Source organism: Parabacteroides sp. AF14-59, from assembly GCF_003479515.1.
Lineage (GTDB): Bacteria > Bacteroidota > Bacteroidia > Bacteroidales > Tannerellaceae > Parabacteroides > Parabacteroides faecis.
In genome coordinates, this window is sequence record NZ_QUHH01000013.1 from 50,113 (window position 1) to 69,701 (window position 19,589).

The window sequence follows — 19,589 nt, forward strand, 5'->3', positions numbered from 1 at the left end:
GTTGATTCTTTATTCACCAAATATTTGTTTAAGTTTGCATTCAATCAAATTAACTATCAGTGATTACAAGCAACGAAGAGACCTTAAATAGACTAAAAACCGGCGACGAAAGCGTATTTGATACGGTCTACAAACAATATTACAGGGGGCTATGCGCATTTGCATCCCAATATGTGGCCGAAACAGAAACTGAAGAAATCGTGCAGGAAGTGATGATGTGGCTTTGGGAAAACCGTTCTGCGCTGATCCCGGAAATGTCCCTGAAATCGCTGCTGTTCACCATGGTAAAAAATAAATGCCTCAACAACATCACGCACAACCAGATCAAACAACGGGTACACGAGGCGTTATATGCCCGGTTTGAAGAGCAATTTGAAGATCCCGACTTTTACATGGAAAGCGAACTGATCGCCCTGGCGGCCAAGGCAATCCACGCGCTGCCGGAGGAATACCGGAAGGCGTTCGAGATGAACCGCTTCGGCCACCTTACCTACAACGAGATAGCCGAACGCACCGGCGTATCGCCCAAAACCATCGCCTACCGCATCTCCCAATCACTGAAAATACTGCGCACGGAACTCAAAGATTACATGCCGCTGCTGATGGCGTTGCTGAACTGACCGGCGAACTTCAGCAGCCCCAAACAAGGCACTTTTCCCCCGTCCGGAAAAGGACGCATCCCTTTTCTAAAAAGGGCGCACCCTTTTTCGGAAAAGCATGCACCCTTTTCCGAAAGAGCATGCATCCTATTTTACAGAGAGCATATACCCGGTCATTTATTAAAAAGCATGTATCCTATTATTCAATTATAACCTTTACTGAACAAAAATTAATCAAGCATGTTTAAATAATAGGGCGCCCCTTATAAAACAACTAAAATAAAACAGAATATGAAACGTACATGCTTAATGATAGTATTCGCCGTGCTGGCCGGCATCACTCATGCCCAGACCGACGATAAAGGATATGAAGAAGGAAAATGGGTATTGAAAGGCGTATCAGGCCTCAACCTGTCGCAGACCGCCATGACCAACTGGTCGGCAGGCGGCGAAAACTCCGTTGCCGGAAATGCTTACCTGAACGGCTCGCTGACACATAAAAGCGGTAACTGGCTATGGATGACCACCCTGGTTGCCGACTACGGTCTGGCGAAAACCAAATCGCAGGGTGTCAGGAAGAGCACCGACAAGATCGGAATCTCGACCCAGCTAGGCTATTCGACCAACAATGTCTGGTTCTACACCCTGATGGGCGATCTCAACACCCAGTTCGCCAAAGGCTACAATTACCCGGACAAGGAACATTACATCTCCAACTTCTTTGCCCCGGCCTACTCCAACATTTCGCTGGGTATGGAGTTCCGCCCCAGGAGTAACTATTCGGTCTTTCTCTCGCCCGTCTCCGCGAAGATGACCTGGGTGGCAGACGATTACCTCTCCGACATAGGCGCATTCGGCGTCGATCCGGGCGACCGTTTCAAGATCGAATGCGGCGCTTACCTGAAAGCCCGTGCCGAAATGCCGGTGATGGAAAACGTGAGCCTGATCACGACGGCCGACTTCTTCACCCCGTACAACGACCAGTTCGGGAATATCGACGTCAACTGGGATGTATTGATCAGCATGAAGATCAACAAATTCCTCTCGGCCACGCTCAACACCACCCTGAAATATGACAACGACGTGAAAACGTTCGACGACAACGGCACGAAGCACGGCGCGAAAGTGCAGTTCAAAGAGATACTCGGTGTAGGACTTGCCTATAACTTCTGACCGGATTAAGGAACAAGAATATAGCAATCAACCCGCAGAATCACGTTTTTAATAAAAAACCTGCTGCAATCGGTTGCAGTATCCAAAAGAAAGGAGTAAATTTGCACGTCGAAAACAAATATGATTAGAAATGATCGATAAAATTAAAGCTCTGCTTCAGGAAGTAGAGAATATGAAGGCTGCAAATGCCGAAGAACTGGAAGCTTTACGTATCAAATATCTCAGCAAGAAAGGTGAGATATCTTCCCTGATGAACGATTTCCGCAACGTTGCGGCCGATCAGAAGCGTGAAGTGGGACAGTTTCTGAACCAGCTGAAAGAAGCTACTCAAAATAAGATCAACGAACTGAAAGAAGGTTTTGACAACGTACAGACAGGCAACGACGACATCGACCTGACCCGTACCGCTTATCCGGTGCAACTCGGTACACGCCACCCCCTTTCGATCGTTAAAAAAGAAATCTGTGATATTTTCGGACGCCTGGGATTCAGCATCGCTGAAGGACCGGAGATCGAAGATGACTGGCACGTGTTTTCTTCCCTGAATTTCGCTGAAGATCATCCTGCGCGTGATATGCAGGACACATTCTTCATACAACATAACCCGGACGTTTTACTGCGTACGCACACTTCGTCGGTACAGACCCGCGTGATGGAGAATCAAGAACCTCCCATCCGTATCATCTGCCCGGGACGTGTGTACCGTAATGAGGCCATCTCTTACCGTGCTCACTGCTTCTTCCACCAGGTGGAAGCGCTTTACGTCGATAAGAATGTCTCATTCGCCGACCTGAAACAGGCATTGCTTTTCTTTGCAAAAGAAATGTTCGGTCCGGAAACGAAAATACGTTTGCGCCCCTCCTACTTCCCGTTCACGGAACCTTCTGCGGAAATGGATATTTCCTGCAACCTCTGCGGCGGTAAAGGATGTGCTTTCTGTAAACATACCGGCTGGGTAGAGATCCTCGGCTGCGGTATGGTAGACCCGAATGTACTCGAAAATTGCGGTATCGACAGTAAAGTCTATACCGGCTACGCTCTGGGAATGGGTATCGAACGTATAACCAACCTGAAATACCAAGTTAAAGACCTTCGAATGTTCTCTGAAAACGATGTCCGTTTCCTGAAACAATTCGAATCAGCCAATTAAATTGAAAACCTAAATCATGTACCATCATCCCCGGGCCTCTAACCAGCCCGGGGAAAACACACTGGAGGATGAAAGATGATAAAGGTTTTGATTTTAATTACAGGAGGAGCAATCGGATCGGCACTACGCTATTGGGTTTCCATGTGGGTGCAGCGGTCGTTGCTTTACTCCTTTCCCTTCGGGATACTTTCCGTTAACGTAATCGGCTCTTTCCTTATCGGCTTCTGCTGGAGCCTGGCCGAAAATTACAACTTCTCTGCCAACACAAGAGCTTTCCTGTTCACCGGACTTTTCGGCGGATTTACTACTTTCTCTTCGTTCGCACTGGATACAATGTCGCTCATGAAAACGGGCGATTATAAATTAGCATTTCTAAATATACTGGCTAGCAATATCTTAGGACTTATTGCGGTATTTTTGGGTTTGTTACTCGGAAAAAATGTCTTATCTTTATTGAAATAACAATATGAGAAAGGAAGAACGATATAAAGGTGTATTGAACTGGTTCGAAGAAAACGTACCGGTTGCTGAGACGGAGCTTCATTACGACGATCCGTACCAACTGCTTATTGCCGTGATCCTGTCGGCCCAGTGTACCGACAAGCGTGTAAATATGATCACCCCCGCCCTGTTCAGGGATTTCCCTACAGCCGAAGTGCTGGCTGCATCCACGCCGGAGGTGGTGTTCGAATATATCCGCAGCGTCTCGTATCCCAACAACAAATCGAAACATCTGGTCGGCATGGCACGGATGCTGATCTCTGATTTCGGAGGCGTGGTGCCGTCCGACATCGACGAGTTGCAGAAGCTGCCCGGCGTAGGACGCAAAACGGCGAATGTCATCGCATCGGTGGTCTACAACAAACCGACGATGGCGGTAGACACACACGTCTTCCGCGTAGCCAACCGCATCGGCCTGACCAACAACAGCAAAACGCCGCTCGAAACGGAAAAGGAACTGGTGAAAAACATACCGGAAAGGCAGATACCCATCGCCCACCACTGGCTGATCCTGCACGGACGATATGTCTGCGTGGCACGAAAACCCAAGTGCGAAGCCTGCGGCCTGAAGCCCTGGTGCAAGTATTTCCTGAAGGCAAAAATATAAAGCATGAGAATATACAGGCGGGAAATAGTGATTACCATTTTAACTGCTCTCGCTACCCTGTCGGCAGTCTGCTACTTTTTCGGTGACATGAAGAAGAGTAAGGAGCTGGCACAAACCGACCTGTACACCCTGACCGCACCGGCACCGGAAGCCATACTGGTCGTCAACCGCCCCGCCGTCTTCGCCAAGGTCATACTGACGAAAGAGCCTGTTTACCAGGCGTTCGCTTCCGAAATTCCGGATATATACCTGAACATCATACGGAAGAATCCGGAGATCGCCTCGCTGCATCTCTCGTTTCATCCGCAGGGTGTCGTCATGTATGCGAAAGCGGATAACAACATCGTGCGGCAGATCGAGGAGAATGTGCTGAAACAGGCTTTCAGGTCGTTCGCTCCCCAACAACAGGCAAGAGGGGGAATTACTTTCACCTATTGCCCGGATACGGGAAACAAGTTCTTCGGCTATTACGAATATAATGGTGTCTGGGTGGCCAGTTACAGCAAGAAATTGCTGGAGGAAGTGGCCGCCATACAAAGGAAGCAGAAAAACAACCTGTCGAAAGAACAGATGAGGCTTCGCAAAACGCTCGACAACAATGCCCCGGTCAACCTGCTGATACAGTCGAAATTGCTCGACTTATACGTGAAGAGCAACGATTCGACGCAGTGGAGGGTCAGCGACAGGTGGCTGGCAGCGGATTTGTTCGAGAGTGAAGGGAATATCTGTTATTTCAGCAGCCTGTCTTATCTTGAACCTGCCGACACGCTTTTCCGGACGATAGCCGATACGCTGGCGGTCAGGCTGGAACAGCGTTTCCCACAACTCCATATCTCCAACCAGATTTACGAAGAGAACGGAAAGTTCTTTTATACGGGATGTACTTTCTAGTTGACAGGTGACAGTTGACAGATGACAGATACGGATTACTCACAATCACCAGACTGTTCTTCCAACTGTCAACTGTCACTTGTCAACTGTCACTTGTCAACTGTCAACTGAAAAGCATCAGTCCGTCGTACGCAAAATGCACATGCGGGGGTAATTCTTTTTCCACCTCGGCATGCAAACCGATGCGGTGACTCATATGAATAAGGTAGGCTTCCTTCGGACGCAAACGTCCGATCATGGCCAGCGCCTCTTCCAGGCTCTCATGTGCCGGATGCTCTCCTTTCCGGAGGGCGGTCAGGATAAGCACGTCCAATCCCTGCAATTTGGCAAACTCTTCCTCCGGCAGCGACTTCAGATCCGTCAGGTAGGCCATATTCCCTATCCGGTAACCCAGGATAGGCAGGCGCCCGTGCATCACACGGATCGGCACGACCGGCAAACCGGCGGCTACGAAAGGAGTATTGTCTATAGTGTGAAGTTCCAGTTTGGGGACACCCGGATATTTATGTTCGCGGAAGACGTAAGGTATGCGGGTACGGATCGCTTCGGCCACATTCTCCTCCGCGTATATATCCACACTCTTGTCACGGGTAAAGGGACGCAGGTCGTCCAGCCCTCCGACATGGTCATAATGTTCGTGTGAAATCAGGACTGCATCCAGCTGATACGTTTTACTTTGGATCATCTGCCAGCGGAAATCCGGTCCGCAGTCCAACAAGATACGTTTGCCCTCCGTTTCTACTAATACCGATGTGCGCAGACGCCAGTCGCGAGGGTCTTTGCTTGTACATACTTCACACTGGCAGCCTATTTCGGGAACCCCGGTCGAAGTTCCCGTTCCCAGAAATGTAATTTTCATTATCCTACATATTTAACCTCAGGCATTATCTCGATGCCAAAACGATCTTTTACGGCGGTACGGATACTTTCCGCCACCAAAGCAATCTCGTGCCCTCTGGCCTCTCCCAGATTGACGAGGACCAACGCCTGCTTCTCATATACCCCTACCTGGCCATGCGACTTTCCTTTGAAACCGCACTGTTCGATCAGCCAGCCGGCAGGGACTTTCACTTTCCCCTCGCCTGCCGGATAAGAAGGTATCGCAGGATATTGCTCCTTCAGTTTTCCGAACTGGGCGGCCGAAATGACCGGGTTCATAAAGAAACTGCCGGCATTTCCCAGCTTCTCCGGATCGGGCAGCTTCTCCTCACGGATCGCGATCACCGTCCGGCGGACGGCATCCAGAGTAAGCTCCGGACAACCGGCCAGCGCCTCCTTCAGGTTACCGTAGTTTATGGAAAGAGCAGGGCGCTTATCCAACCGTATCAGTATATATGTAACAATGTACGGATCGTTATGTTCGTTTTTGAAGAAGCTGGAGCGATAACCGTACTGACATTCCTCGTTCGTAAAAATCCGCTTTTCAAAAGTCAGCTGGTTGTATGCTTCCACACTTTCTATCACATCTTTTATCTCCGCCCCATAGGCTCCGATATTCTGGATAGCGGCGGCACCTGCCTCGCCGGGGATCAGCGACAGGTTCTCGATCCCTCCCCACCCGTTGGCAACGGCATGCGCAACAACGTCGTCCCACTTCTCGGCGGCTCCGACACGCAGCCAGATATGTTCGTCGGTTTCCTTCTCCACACTGATGCCTTTGATGGCCGAGTGCAGAACGATACCGTTAAAGTCATTTATAAACAACAGATTGCTTCCGCATCCGATATGCAGCGACAAACACTCCTGAAAATACTCGTCCCGTAAGATCCGTCCTAATTCTTCTTCATCGGTATATTCCATGAACCACCGTGTTTTCACCGGCAGATGGAATGTATTATGCTTCTCCAGGGAGTAATTTTCTTCTATCCTCATAATATCTGTTTATTATTTATTGCAGGACAAAAGTAGTAATAATGTGCCAATAGGTCAATATGCCGATCGGCCAATTAAGAAATATCTTTATAATTGGCTGACCGGCATATTAGCACACGGCTACATTATTATAATGTATCGACGATCTCACGCTGCTTCGTGAAAAAGATCATTCGCTGTATCTCCCCGCTCTGCGATATCAAAGTGGAATAACGTTTCAACGACTGGATCCATTCTTTCTGGGCACGACAGATCTCCGGATGCTGCGAATCCATATAGTTGATGGCATAAAGGCGGAACATACATAGCTGGAAACTTCCCTTTTCCAGAAATGTATAGGTTGCTTCAAAATTGATGTTCGACAGGTAAAGGTACGCCTTGTTGCCGTTCGAATACTCTCCCCGTGCCGCGATCAGCTCCATTTCGTCCAGCAAACGGTGGAGTTCCTGCTTCATAACGTCGATATCGTCGTCGGTCAGCATATTCAATCCTGCAAAGTATTTGATCTCCCTGACCATCGACTGGAAAATGTTGCTATCTAATATGGTATAGGAAGACGGGACCTGCCGGAGTTCCTGCATCAACTTACGCTGCGACTCCAGCACCTTTTCCGGAACTACAACATCAGACATGCTGGCAGTGATCTTCATCCCGTTGTTCTGATGCATCCAGCGGCAGAGGCGAAACTTCGTCAAACGTTCGAAAGGCGAATAGAAAGTGAACGGCACGATGTTGCATGCCGCGCTGAGGACTGCCTTCGGATCGTCCTTGATGAAAGCAAATAGTTTATGGTACCGTTTGAGAATATCATGGTAATTATCGATCTGACTCATGGTATTAGAGACATTCAGATTGAAAACGGCCCCTTCCGCCCGGTTGGTTCCCACGATCTGATCGAGTGAGATCCCCAGACTTTGGGATAATAATGATACTTCAAAAAAAGTAAACGGAACCTCTCCGCGTAACCGGCGATAAACAGCTTCTTTTCCTATGGATATAATATCCATAATATAGTTAGCTAGGTTCGTCTCCTCCGGGAGATGTTCTCTCATGGCTTTTATCAGCCCGTTATTCAATGCATCTTTCATAATTATTAGTATGTTATTTTACTGTTTTTACTCATATTGTTTTTACAAAAATGTCCAAAGAACGATTCCACTCAATAGCATAAATGCCTTCCTTTGTTTCGATTACCGCAACCCAATGCAAATTAACGTTTTTTGTTTCTCTAATCGTAACAAAAGCCTACAGCTATTGTTTAATAAGAAATGAACGCCATTTTGCTTACTTGGAAAAAGACACCATATAGAAAAAGCAATGGCTTACATTTGCAATGTATATAATCATTAAAAAGAAACACTCATGAACAAAGCAGAACTTATCGAGGCCTTAGCAGATAAGGCAGGGTTACAAAAACAGAAAGCGAAAAAAGTATTAGATGCTTACATCGAGATCGTAACCGAAAAAATGTCGCAAAAAGAGGAAATTACTCTTATTGGTTTTGGTACTTTAATACCGAGACCTCAAACAAGTCGCCTGGCTCGTAATCCAAAAACTGGTACTCCAGTACAAATTCCAGCCAGAACAACGGTAAAGTTCAAACCCGGTAAATTCTTGCTGGAGGCTATGAACGGCACTGGCGAAAAAAAATAATATGATTTTTCTCTATAACATCCTTCTTGCTTTTGCGGGAAGGATGTTTTTTTACACCTCCTTGTTCTTTTACTTTATCATATCTGCAAAAATACATACAGATTTCTAGTAAAATGAGGTGTTTTTAATGAATATCGAAACATTCAGGTTCTAATTAAACAACCGCCAGCATGTCCCCTACTCAATTATCGCAATTCCAGAATCCGAACAACCTACCCTGTTTCGGAATATGAAACTTTTGCCCTAAATTTAGAATTTTACAGAGAAACATTTGTGTGATGCTCTAATTATATATAATTTCGGCTCCGAAAAAAAATTAGTCTGCATAATACAACAGAATACACATGAAAATAGTTAATCTTGGGGAATCAAACTCCGTCCTGAACAGATTCGTTTCCGAACTCAGAGATGTAGATATCCAGAAAGACAGTCTCCGCTTTCGCAGAAACATCGAACGTATCGGTGAAATCATGGCTTATGAGATCAGTAAAGATTTTACTTACACCCGGAAAGATATCCAGACTCCGTTAGGGATCGCACCGATGAATACTCCCGACGACCGGATAGTGATCAGTACCATATTACGGGCAGGACTGCCTTACCATCAGGGCTTTTTGAGTTATCTCGATTATGCAGAAAATGCCTTTGTCTCTGCTTATCGCAAATACAAAGACCGTTTGAACTTTGATATTCATATCGAATACATAGCCTCTCCAAGACTTACCGAAAAGACATTGATCATTACCGACCCGATGCTTGCCACCGGAAGTTCGATGGAACTCGCCTACGAAGCATTACTGACCAAAGGACACCCGGCGCATATCCATGTGGCATCCATCATCGCCAGCAAACAAGCGATAGAATACCTGCAACGGAAAATGCCGGATGACAAAACAACCATCTGGATCGCTGCTCTCGACGATGAGCTGGATGATCATTCGTACATCATCCCGGGACTGGGAGATGCCGGAGACCTGGCTTACGGAGAAAAGGAATAAAATCTTTTATCGGGGTAAGGAGAACCAGAAACGCGAACCTTTGCCAATTTCTGAACTTACTCCGATCTTACCTTTCTGCTGTTCCACAATACTTTTACAGATAGAAAGTCCAAGACCTGTCCCTTGCTTAAAGTCATTCCCTTTATAGAAACGGTCGAAAACGTGCGACTGGACTTCTTTACTCATGCCCTCTCCCGTATCAGTAACCGAAAATTCGATTTCATCCGGACGAAGTTCATAAGCCAATGTAATAAAGCCTTTTTCCGTATGCTTGATCGCATTATTGATAAAATTGGAAAAGAGCTGGCTCAACCGTACATGGTCGAACGTGAAGATACAAGGCTCCAGACCCGGTTGACTGCAAAGCTCCACACCTCCATGAAGTTTTATTTTCATGGATTTTACCAAATCTTCCAAAAAGTCTTTCAGTTGTATATCTACCGGTTTGAATTCGATCGTATTCGCTTCTATCTTCGCCAGATCGAGCACATCGGATATCAGCTGCAATAAAAGTTCATTGTTCTTCTGGATTATCTCGACAAACTGCAATTGCTCTTCCTTGTCTTCCGTTTCGGTCAACAGGGTCGAAAAGCCGACAATCGCGTTTAGCGGAGTACGTATCTCGTGGCTCATATTTGCCAGGAAAGCCGATTTCAATCGGTCCAGCTCTTCCGCCTTTTCCCGCTGCTGCTCTGTCTCTTTCAACTCGGTAATATCATAATTCACACAGATCATTTCGATCTTGTCTGAATCGCTCAACTGGGAAGTACACATCACATTGACACGTATCCATTTCCATCCGTCTTCGTGTTTGATACGTAGCTCTTTACGGATACTGGTAGCTTCTCCCCTCACTACTTTATCAAAAAAGTCCAGCATCACGGCACGGTCTTCCGGATGTACACTTTTATAGTTTCCTATTATTTCAGGTAAAGGCGTCCCATCTTTTTCACCAAGGTTCTGATACCACTGGCTGATCGCATATCCTTCGCGAGTCAGCAGGTCGAATTTGGCATATCCCACTTTCGCATAACGACTGACCAATGTGAAGAAATATTCGAACTCTTCAATACGGTTGTAAGCAATCGTTTTATCTGTATTATCCAGATTGATAAAAAGATAGTTTATCAACTCACCCTTATTATCATAAAGCATGCTGACCTTTGTTATCAGGTCGATCGAATCGTTCTTCCTGGTTGGGTAATATTTGTTGGATCTGATATCCGTAAAAGAATAATTCAACCGGAACGAGACAGGTTTCTTCCTGGACATCTTGTCCAGTACATCCTGCGGAAGCAGCGGATTGTCAAAGATGTTGATCCCTAACGCATCTTTCTTGGAGTTCAAACCAAAGATCTCTACATCCTTATTATTCATATCTATCAGAAATCCGTCCTTGTCGTACAGTTCGATCCCGACAGGTATATTCGTATAAATATTGCGCAACAACTTTTCACCCCGGTCGAGCGCCTCGTTGATACGCGCCATCTTCGTTATGATACTGATAATATTGGCGATGGAAGAAAGCCATTGGTAATCTTCCAGGTTCCACATACGATATTTGTCGACGATATCGATGCCGATATAACCCCATGCCTTTTTCTTAATGATCAAAGGGATCAGGATAAAGGAAAGTACGCCTCTCCGCTGCAGGTATTTTTTCTCTTCGCCCGCTTCTGCCGGTAGTTCATCCAGATTACTGATCATCACCGGGTACAGATTCCGTATCCGGCGTGTCGACCACGGCAATGTGGAAACCGGAATATTCTGCAGCGATGAACGGACAGTCGAAACGCCGTCACTACACACTTCGTAGGTACAACTAATCGTTTTTCTGTCGTCACTGTATTCCATAATACAGGCTCGTCCCTTTGTGTCGATGGAAAACAAAATTTCGGTAAGGACCAGTTGGATAGAAGTCAACAAGTCGTTTGTCTGGATGAAAGAATGCAAAGCGCGGGATATGGTGTTCAGGTGACGGAGAAGACTGTCCACCTGATTATTTACGGCTGGCTTATTTTCTTCCGTTTCACTAAAAGGAACTAGCTGCAGGATACCCAGTACATAGATCTTTCCGGTAGCATCGATCTCCCGTTTACAGATCTTTGTCCGTACAAAGCGAAGACCATAACAGGTCTTCATCGGGAAAATCTGCTCATAAATGCCTACTTCTTTAAAATAAGCAAACTCATTCGCTATCCTGGCCCTGTAGTCCTCGCGGATCAAACCAAGAAAATCATCTGTCGGAATAGCATTGTCTTTCAAGCCTAACAGACTGATCAAATAATCTGAACAGATATAACACTTTCTCTTGAAATCAATTTCCCACCAACCAACTTGTGCCGTATCCAATAATAACTTATACTGATCTGTACCCATACATTACTCATACTAGTATGAACACAAAATTCGGTATTAAAAATCATTCCAGCAAATTAAAGTTCATTTATATTCAAGGCTTTTCAAAGATTCTACGTTAAAATAAAAAAAGCGGAGACCGGTAAACCGAGCTCCGCTTTCCTTTCAGATAAGAATCTGTTATTTCAATTCTTTGATCCGGATATTACGGAATTTCACAGGTGAGCCATGTCCCAGGAATCCGATATGTCCTTTCTTGTTGAACAAGCCCGGATGTTCCTTACCGTCAGGTGTTCCGTTCTTAACGGCATCACGGATGTTACCTTCCAGGATCACCACTCCATTCACTGTTACACGGATATTATCTCCGTTAGCAACAATCTCCTCTTCATTCCATTCACCTACCGGCTTGAATGCTTTGTGGTGATCGGCATTCGTTGGGATGATACCGTAAACGGAACCGTGGTGCTGATACTTGGTAATATCTTTATAGATAGGATGTTCGCAGTCCAGTATCTGGATCTCCATACCTACATAAGCAGCATCGCCTTCCATCGGAGTACGGATACCTACGCCGTTGTTCGCTCCAGGAGTCAACTGGAACTCAAAACGATAAACGAAGTTTCCGAATTCATCCTTTGTATACAGGTTTCCACCATAACTCTTACTGGGTATCATAGAGATACAACCATCTTCAATCGTATAGTCGACTGTATTTCCAGTCCACTGGTGCATGTTAGTACCGTCGAACAAGACTTTGAAACCTTCTTTCTGTTCTTCTGCCGACAGTTTGAACGGTTCCTTGCGTTCCAGTTCCTTTACATATATATTACGGTAGTACACTTTACTGCCATGAGCCTGCAATTCGATCTGTTCGATCGGGAAGATCGGTTGTTTACGATCCCAATAGTTTTCAAGGATCACGTCGTCCACTACCTTTTCTCCGTTCAGGATTACAGTTACACGGTCGCCAACCATCTTGATGTAGAAGCTGTTCCACTCGCCCAGCTTGTTATCTGCCACTTTAGACGGCTTACTCGGGTTCACCTGGTTATTATACAGACCGCCGGAACCAACCTGGGCACCTACATTGACACGGGAAGTATCCCAGATCTGCACCTGAGGTGTTCCGCGCAGATAGATACCTGCATCCGCTTCAGGACCAGCCGGATCAAGCATCCAGTCTACATACATTTCAAAGTCGCCATATTGCTTTTCCGTACACAAGTTGTCACCTTTTCCGTTAAAGACAAGAGCGTTGTTTTCCACACTCCAGCCACTACGCATAACCTCGTCAGCCTTTGTTTGTTCTTTTGCCAACTCGGCAGGTTTCATCTTCGAACGGGCAATAGGATTCTTTACCAAGCCTTTCCAGCCTGTCAAGTCTTTCCCGTTGAAGATAGAAACGAAACCTTCACCCTGCGGCATTTCAGCCAGGTGTTTCTTGATCGCTTCCTTCTGATAACCGGCATCCGGATTGTCAAGTACCTGCATTACTTTGTTAAGCAATTCACGTACATTGGTTCCTGTATAATCTTTATTTCCTAAAGCAATATTCATGACTGCGTTGGCTGCTGCCTGCTGAACAGGTTTCTGATCCAGGAATTCACCGGCATACAACATTCCCAGGAATGTTCCTGTCCGTTCAATCTGTTTCAGGATGATATTCTTCTGTTCATCTGTTTTAGCAATTTCCATCGCTTTACGCAAACTCAATAAGCGATTCTCGCCGGTAAAGGCAGGATTAGAAACCAACTTCACATAGGCTTTCAGAGCACGATCGAAATAAGCGGAAGAAGGAGCATCCGCACAGATGGCATACAGTTCGTCAGCCGCTTTGATACCTTTCCAGTTCAATAAAGCATCAAAAGCAGCATCGCGGGCAGCACCCGATCCCTTACGGAAACCATCTACGATAGTAGCCAGTGCATCTTTTTCACCGGTTGTAGCCAATACGGTATAATACAAATACTTTTTGCTGTCGCCGGCCTGGAGCATACGACGGCTGATCGTTTCTTTCTGTTTTGCGGGGGACATAGAAGAGATCGCGGAGATCACAGCCTGCTGGATCGGAGCCACGGCAGACGCATCTGCAGTTTCGAGCATTCCGCACAGATTGACCAGGTCGCCTTCCGATACGACATCTTTCAAAGCTGTATAAGCAGCTTTCTTCACTTCCGGTGAACCGGACTTGATCAGTTCGAGTACCGTCGTCAGGTTGGCCGTCGCTTTACGCATAGCCAGCAATTCAGCACCGGCAATCTTTCCGGCATCCGTAGCAGACGGGATAGCACGTGCTACAGCCTGGTCGATATCACCACCGAAAGCAGCCAATGCATCCTGTCCCAACAGGATTATATCTTTATTGTCGCTTGTCAGTAAATCGGCAAGAGCAGGGATAACCTGTTTGTCGCCTATCTTAACCATTGTCCAGACAGTTGCCTGTTTCACATCGAAGTTCGCGTCTTTCAACTGACCCAGCAGAACCTGCATAGCTGTCAGATCGAAACGAAGTTCAAGATTCTTGATCACATCATGTTTAGACGGGCATTTAGCTTCACGGCCGATCCAGTTGATAACATCCACTTTCACTTCCGGTTTTGCTTTCTGCATCGCCTTCATCACTTCGATATATACTTCTTTATTTGCAAAATCGGATGCATAGTTCAATGCTGCATTACGATATTCCTTGTTGCCGTCTTTCAGAGCTGAAAGCAATAATTTAGTACTGTTTTCTTTCTTCAGCGATAACAGGATCTGCAAAGCTGCGTCACGGGTCTGAGTCTGTCCGGCTTTGGTAGCTTTCTTCAACAGATCGTTGGCAGCCTTTTCCACTTCCTTTACATCTCCCTGCGCAGCTACGCGTTTCAGCAACGCGATATATGCTTCGTTCGCATTTGTCTTCGTCATTGTATATCCGGCAGCCGCTGCAGCATCAGCCAGTTCTTTGATAGAGGCCTTGCTTCCCACACGACTTAATGAGTGCAGGACAGCCTTCTGCATACTTTCATCTCCCGAACCCACTAACGCTTTCAGAAGATCTTCCGTTCCTTCCACCTGTGCCTCACCGATCGCAACGATAATATCTTTTTGTGTCTTCGGAGTACCCATACGGCGCATTAAAGCGGCTTGTAAAGCCTTGCCGGCATTCTCGCTGCCATTAGCAGCCAATGCACGTGCAGCCGGACCACTCAGGCTTTCATCACCCAGATAAGCAGACAGCGCATCGATACATTCGTCTTGTCCCAGGATTTGAAGCTGGCGGATGATAAATGCTTTGGTTTCACGTTCGTTCACCATATCTAAGGCTTTCAGATATGCATTTGCTGTTGCCAGGCGGGCGCTTTCTTCTCCTTTCGCCATCACATAATGCGTCAGGCCGCTCAAAGCGTAATCCACCTGTGCATTGCTACCCTTTCCGGGAGCGTTTATCATGTTGACCAACATCAGTACCCCTTCTTCACCGGTACCTTTCAGGTCATTGATCAGTTTATTATATTCAGCCTGTTTCTCAGCAGGCATCTGGGCCAGTACATCTGCCGCAGTTGTTTTAGCTGTACGGTTTGCCGGAGACTGAGCCATCAGTACGCTGCCGAATAATAGCAAGCTGGCAATCGATATATATGCTTTTCTCATTTTATTCTCTTTTGATTTAGTATATTAACCCCTAATTAAATGTTCCAGGGCGCACGCATCGGCTGGTCGAGCAGACGGTTAGCGGCCTCATCGTTCACAAATTCAAGTTTCACCGGATCGAATTCCAACGTACGATTCAGACGAAGTGCGGTAGCACCCATATTCACGATCGTAGACGAGCGGAATCCATTCCGTTCATTCAAGGCAAAAGGCTGGCGTGTCTTTACACACTCGATAAAGTCGGTCACCTGTGGTTCAGGTTCCGGGAAATCGGCCAGTTTCTTTTCCCAATCAGGGATATCACATACAAAATTCTTATAAACGTTACCGTTCGGACCGGAGATATACGGCGTATTAGGATCGCCGAAGTCGCCACCCCAAAGAACGATCTGGCAACCGTCGTCGTATGTATAAGTAATAGAACGCCATGTTCCTACGGCATCCGGATGTTGTTGAGGAGCATCCACTTCCACCTTCACAGGGCTTGTGTTATCTTTTCCGAGGAAATACTGTACAGGGTCGATATAATGTTGTCCCATATCACCTAGTCCGCCACCGTCATAATCCCAGTATCCGCGGAATGTCTGGTGAACACGGTGTGCATTATAAGGTTTATAAGGAGCCGGGCCTAACCACATATCGTAATCCAGTTCGGAAGGAACTGTTTGCGGTTCGAGATATTCTTTACCTACCCAGTAGAATTTCCAGTCGAAACCGGTATGTTTACTGATCGTTACTTTCAACGGCCAGCCAAGCAGACCACTCTGAACCAGTTTCTTCAACGGTTTAACGGGAGTACCCAGTCCGTAGAAAGGGTCAGCGAAACGGAACCAGGTATTCAGACGAAACATGCGTCCGTTCTGTTTTACCGCTTCCATCACACGTTTACCTTCACCGATCGTACGTGTCATCGGTTTTTCACACCAGATATCTTTTCCTGCTTTGGCAGCTTCTACCGACATAATACCATGCCAGTGGGGAGGCGTCGCAATATGCACGATATCAACGTTAGGGTCGAGTATCAGATCACGGAAATCATGATAAGCGGCGATCTTATCCTTCACCAATTGTTTCCCCAGTTCAAGATGTTTCTTGTCGACATCACAAACGGCAACCAGACGTGTCCCGGCATAGTTCACATGACCACGTCCCATTCCGCCTGTACCTATAATACCTTTTGTCAACTGGTCGCTTGGAGCGATAAAGCCATTTCCAAGCACGTGACGCGGCACAATCGTAAAGGCCGCAATTCCCCCAAGGGTTTTAAGGAAGTCCCTTCTGTTTGTTCTCATAGTACAAATTAATGTATAATATTGATTAGCAATTGTAATTTTTTCCGTATTAAAAAAGACGTTAGAAAGCAAAATCTCCCTCTAACGTCTCACAAAGATATTATTTATCCAATAACTCTTGCAAATATTTACGAGTTTTTATGACATAATCATGTTGGGAACCGTTCAACTCACACTCGATAGTGACAGCTCCCTGGAAACCCTGTTTCTTCAATTCGGCAATAACTGCTGGAAAATTAACATCTCCGGTTGGGATAGGTACTTCCGCCCCCAATTCATAAGGGTTATCGGGGTCCGGATATTTTCCGTCTTTAGCATGAAACTCTTTGATAAGAGGTCCGAACTGTTTCACGGCATCCAAAGAGTTAGCCTTTCCGTACATCAGCAGGTTTGCCAGGTCACAATTGATGAACACATTTCCGGTTCCTATATCTTTTATGGCACGGATCAATGTTGTCGGTGTCTCCTGCCCTGTTTCAAAATAGATCAGGACATTGCGTTCTTTCGCATAATTCGCCAGGTCCTGCATTACCTTGACAAAATCTTTATATTGTTCGGAAGAAGGATCTTCCGGAATAAATCCGAAATGGGAGTGCATTGCCGGAATATCAGCCATCGCACAAAAGTCGATCATTTCATGGTACACTTTGATCTTTTCTGCCCGTTCGTCTGTAGGCACCAGTCCGATCGTTGCCGGTCCCTTCCGGAAGTTCCAGGTACTTTTACTACCGGGCACACCAACCAAAGTAGTCACTTTGATATCATATTTCTTCGAAGCCTCTTTTACCTTTTCAGCAAAATCTTTCGTCAGCGTATTTTTCCTGTAACTGATTTCGCAGGACCCGAATCCCTGATCATGCAGATCTTTGAAACTTTTATCGATATCAGTCAGATCATACTGGATGACACCGATCGTGATTTTATCAGCGGCGTGTGCCGTTGTAAAGGCAAACAACAAGGCTGCTGCCACCAAACAATGCTTTACTTTCATAATGTAGAAATTTATTTTAGTCAGTACAAAGTTAAGACGGAAAGTTAAAAAATAAACCTTCCGCCTCAAAATTATCCGTTCAATTATTCCATAGTAGGATTGAATGTGCCGCCCCAGTTATTATTTTGTTCCAGATTCGGATTTTCTAATATTTTACTTTCCTGGATCGGAAAGAAATAATAAGATTCCTGAATCAAAAATTTATTTTCGGCAATGGCACTGATCGGTACCATTCTAAGTATATATTTAAAATTATCAGGAACCAATGAATACGTCTTGGCTTTTTGGGTAGCTTCAGCAATATCCATTTCAGTACCATCCTCATTGATAGCGATAGCTTCGATTCCATATTTTTGCAGTCCGTTCAATTGCATCATTTTACGAGTTCTTCTCAGATCCATAAAACGATGCCCTTCAAAGCACAATTCTACATTACGTTCATCAAGAATAGCCTGGCGAATCTCTTCACGACTGCTGACTTTCAATCCATACAAACCATTTTCTCCAGCTTCGATACCAGCCCGTTTACGAATCTGCTTCAACATATCTATGGCTGTATCTTCGTGACCTGTTTCATTGGCTGCTTCAGCATAGATAAACATGACTTCAGCTAATCTCATGAATGGATAATCATGGTCATAGGTCGATACCAAATCTTGACTTAAAGACAGATCAGATCCTTTCCGCACATACATACCACTGATTGCATCATTTTGTGTGGCAGTGCTACCTACATTCGGATTGATTCCATAGGAATCTTCTCTAACCGCTATACCCACCGAAGTGTATTGGCGATATCCTGAAGCGGTTCCTGATACAGGATACAAATCTGCATTATATAGGATACAATCCTCAAATCTAGGATCACGGTTTTTCCAATATTTCTGTAAAAACTCGGATTCTTCACCAACATAATACTTGCCATCCGGATCATCAAACCTCTTTCCATCCATCATAGGAAAAGCTTTTACCATGTCCCAGGTAGGTGTATTACTGGCATTACTACGACTCAAAGAAGACGGACGAATAGTGTTTTCCCATCCTGCAGTCTTATCCGGATTGCTGTATATAATAGGAAAAACGACCTCTGAATTACCGTCCACTAACCAGTTATCAGCATAATTAGCAGTCAATTTAATTCCTTGGGATATACAGAAGTCATATGCCTCCTTTGCAGCCGTATAAGCTTCGCTCCAATATTTATTATCATACATGTTACTCGGATTAAACTGCGGAGAAGCTTTATAAAGCAACATCTTTGCCTTATATGCTTTAGCAAAACACTGATCTATACGTCCATAATTATTACCCGTAGCTTTTGCCGGAAGCAGTGCAATAGCATCATTCAGGTCTTTTATTATCAAATCAAAGCATTCCGCTGTAGAATTACGAGTTACATACAGGTCGTCTTTATCTTTATCCTGAGCTTTGGTAATATAGGGCATACCTCCATGATAAACGACCATTTCACCATATTCATAGGCCCTCATAAATAGCATCTGACCCGTCAGACTATTCTTAACGGATTCGGAACAAGCTCCCTCCGCAAGATATTCGATACCTAAATTAATATTACGGATATTAGTATAATTCCATCGTTTATAACCACTCCCCGATGTCGTTATAGTACTTAACATAAACGGAATACCAGTTTGTTGTTCTGCTGTATTATCAGCACTTGTAGACCATCCACTGAAAATATCGCCATAGAGATCGGTCACATACGCTGTTGCCAGGTTATCATCATTCCAAACCAGGTCCGCATCATAATTCCACAAATTTGATATATCCAAACTATTGCATCCATTGACCAGCAATATAGTTACCAAACCAACCAATGATTGTTTTAATTTATTCAGTTTCATATT

Annotated in this window: 16 protein-coding genes; 8 read left to right on the plus strand and 8 right to left on the minus strand. The window is 45.4% G+C overall.

Annotated features, from left to right (window positions below):
• Positions 1 to 59: 59 nt before the first annotated feature.
• The 6 genes from DWW23_RS14860 to DWW23_RS14885 all read left to right on the plus strand — a co-directional run bounded on the left by DWW23_RS14860 (position 60) and on the right by DWW23_RS14885 (position 4,921).
• Positions 60 to 620 (plus strand): RNA polymerase sigma-70 factor, encoded by a 561-nt coding sequence (locus DWW23_RS14860; RefSeq protein WP_122354062.1) that lies wholly within the window; start codon positions 60 to 62, stop codon positions 618 to 620.
• Positions 621 to 890: 270 nt separating this feature from the next.
• Entirely contained in the window at positions 891 to 1,772 is an 882-nt protein-coding gene (locus tag DWW23_RS14865; protein ID WP_122354063.1) for a DUF3078 domain-containing protein, read from the plus strand.
• Between the two features lie 130 nt (positions 1,773 to 1,902).
• Positions 1,903 to 2,922 carry a phenylalanine--tRNA ligase subunit alpha gene (pheS, locus tag DWW23_RS14870; protein ID WP_122354064.1) on the plus strand — a complete coding sequence of 340 codons (1,020 nt, stop codon included), beginning with the start codon at positions 1,903 to 1,905 and terminating at the stop codon, positions 2,920 to 2,922.
• Between the two features lie 75 nt (positions 2,923 to 2,997).
• A complete protein-coding gene (gene crcB / locus DWW23_RS14875) occupies positions 2,998 to 3,384 on the plus strand; it encodes a fluoride efflux transporter CrcB (protein WP_122354065.1) in 387 nt (128 codons plus the stop codon).
• 4 nt (positions 3,385 to 3,388) lie between these two features.
• Complete coding sequence (gene nth / locus DWW23_RS14880; protein WP_122354066.1) at positions 3,389 to 4,030, plus strand: endonuclease III; 642 nt, start codon at positions 3,389 to 3,391, stop codon at positions 4,028 to 4,030.
• Between the two features lie 3 nt (positions 4,031 to 4,033).
• The gene (locus tag DWW23_RS14885; RefSeq protein WP_122354067.1) at positions 4,034 to 4,921 is read left to right on the plus strand and encodes a hypothetical protein; all 888 of its coding nucleotides are present in this window, start codon (positions 4,034 to 4,036) and stop codon (positions 4,919 to 4,921) included.
• A gap of 103 nt (positions 4,922 to 5,024) precedes the next feature.
• Here DWW23_RS14885 and DWW23_RS14890 read toward each other — a convergent pair whose 3' ends face one another.
• The 3 genes from DWW23_RS14890 to DWW23_RS26440 all read right to left on the minus strand — a co-directional run bounded on the left by DWW23_RS14890 (position 5,025) and on the right by DWW23_RS26440 (position 7,881).
• The gene (locus DWW23_RS14890; RefSeq protein WP_122354068.1) at positions 5,025 to 5,780 is read right to left on the minus strand and encodes an MBL fold metallo-hydrolase; all 756 of its coding nucleotides are present in this window, start codon (positions 5,778 to 5,780) and stop codon (positions 5,025 to 5,027) included.
• Positions 5,780 to 6,793, minus strand: a complete 1,014-nt coding sequence (gene murB, locus DWW23_RS14895; protein ID WP_122354069.1) for a UDP-N-acetylmuramate dehydrogenase — start codon at positions 6,791 to 6,793, stop codon at positions 5,780 to 5,782. The genes DWW23_RS14890 and murB overlap by 1 nt, the downstream gene beginning before the upstream one ends.
• Before the next feature lie 128 nt (positions 6,794 to 6,921).
• Complete coding sequence (locus DWW23_RS26440) at positions 6,922 to 7,881, minus strand: hypothetical protein (protein ID WP_158583194.1); 960 nt, start codon at positions 7,879 to 7,881, stop codon at positions 6,922 to 6,924.
• Between the two features lie 274 nt (positions 7,882 to 8,155).
• Between DWW23_RS26440 and DWW23_RS14910 the strand changes: the two genes are divergently transcribed.
• Both DWW23_RS14910 and upp read left to right on the plus strand, forming a co-directional pair.
• Positions 8,156 to 8,446 carry an HU family DNA-binding protein gene (locus DWW23_RS14910; RefSeq protein ID WP_007652950.1) on the plus strand — a complete coding sequence of 97 codons (291 nt, stop codon included), beginning with the start codon at positions 8,156 to 8,158 and terminating at the stop codon, positions 8,444 to 8,446.
• Between the two features lie 344 nt (positions 8,447 to 8,790).
• Complete coding sequence (upp, locus tag DWW23_RS14915) at positions 8,791 to 9,444, plus strand: uracil phosphoribosyltransferase (RefSeq protein WP_122354072.1); 654 nt, start codon at positions 8,791 to 8,793, stop codon at positions 9,442 to 9,444.
• 6 nt (positions 9,445 to 9,450) lie between these two features.
• On the opposite strand, the gene DWW23_RS14920 is transcribed toward upp, so the two are convergent.
• The 5 genes from DWW23_RS14920 to DWW23_RS14940 form a co-directional block, all read right to left on the minus strand.
• Entirely contained in the window at positions 9,451 to 11,823 is a 2,373-nt protein-coding gene (locus DWW23_RS14920; RefSeq protein ID WP_122354073.1) for a PAS domain-containing sensor histidine kinase, read from the minus strand.
• A 159-nt stretch (positions 11,824 to 11,982) separates the two neighbouring features.
• Positions 11,983 to 15,438, minus strand: coding sequence for a DUF1080 domain-containing protein (locus tag DWW23_RS14925; RefSeq protein WP_122354074.1), 3,456 nt, complete (start codon positions 15,436 to 15,438; stop codon positions 11,983 to 11,985).
• Between the two features lie 35 nt (positions 15,439 to 15,473).
• Positions 15,474 to 16,730, minus strand: a complete 1,257-nt coding sequence (locus DWW23_RS14930; protein WP_122354075.1) for a Gfo/Idh/MocA family oxidoreductase — start codon at positions 16,728 to 16,730, stop codon at positions 15,474 to 15,476.
• Positions 16,731 to 16,830: 100 nt separating this feature from the next.
• A complete protein-coding gene (locus tag DWW23_RS14935; protein WP_122354076.1) occupies positions 16,831 to 17,721 on the minus strand; it encodes a sugar phosphate isomerase/epimerase in 891 nt (296 codons plus the stop codon).
• Between the two features lie 83 nt (positions 17,722 to 17,804).
• Complete coding sequence (locus DWW23_RS14940; protein ID WP_122354077.1) at positions 17,805 to 19,586, minus strand: RagB/SusD family nutrient uptake outer membrane protein; 1,782 nt, start codon at positions 19,584 to 19,586, stop codon at positions 17,805 to 17,807.
• Positions 19,587 to 19,589: the final 3 nt, after the last annotated feature.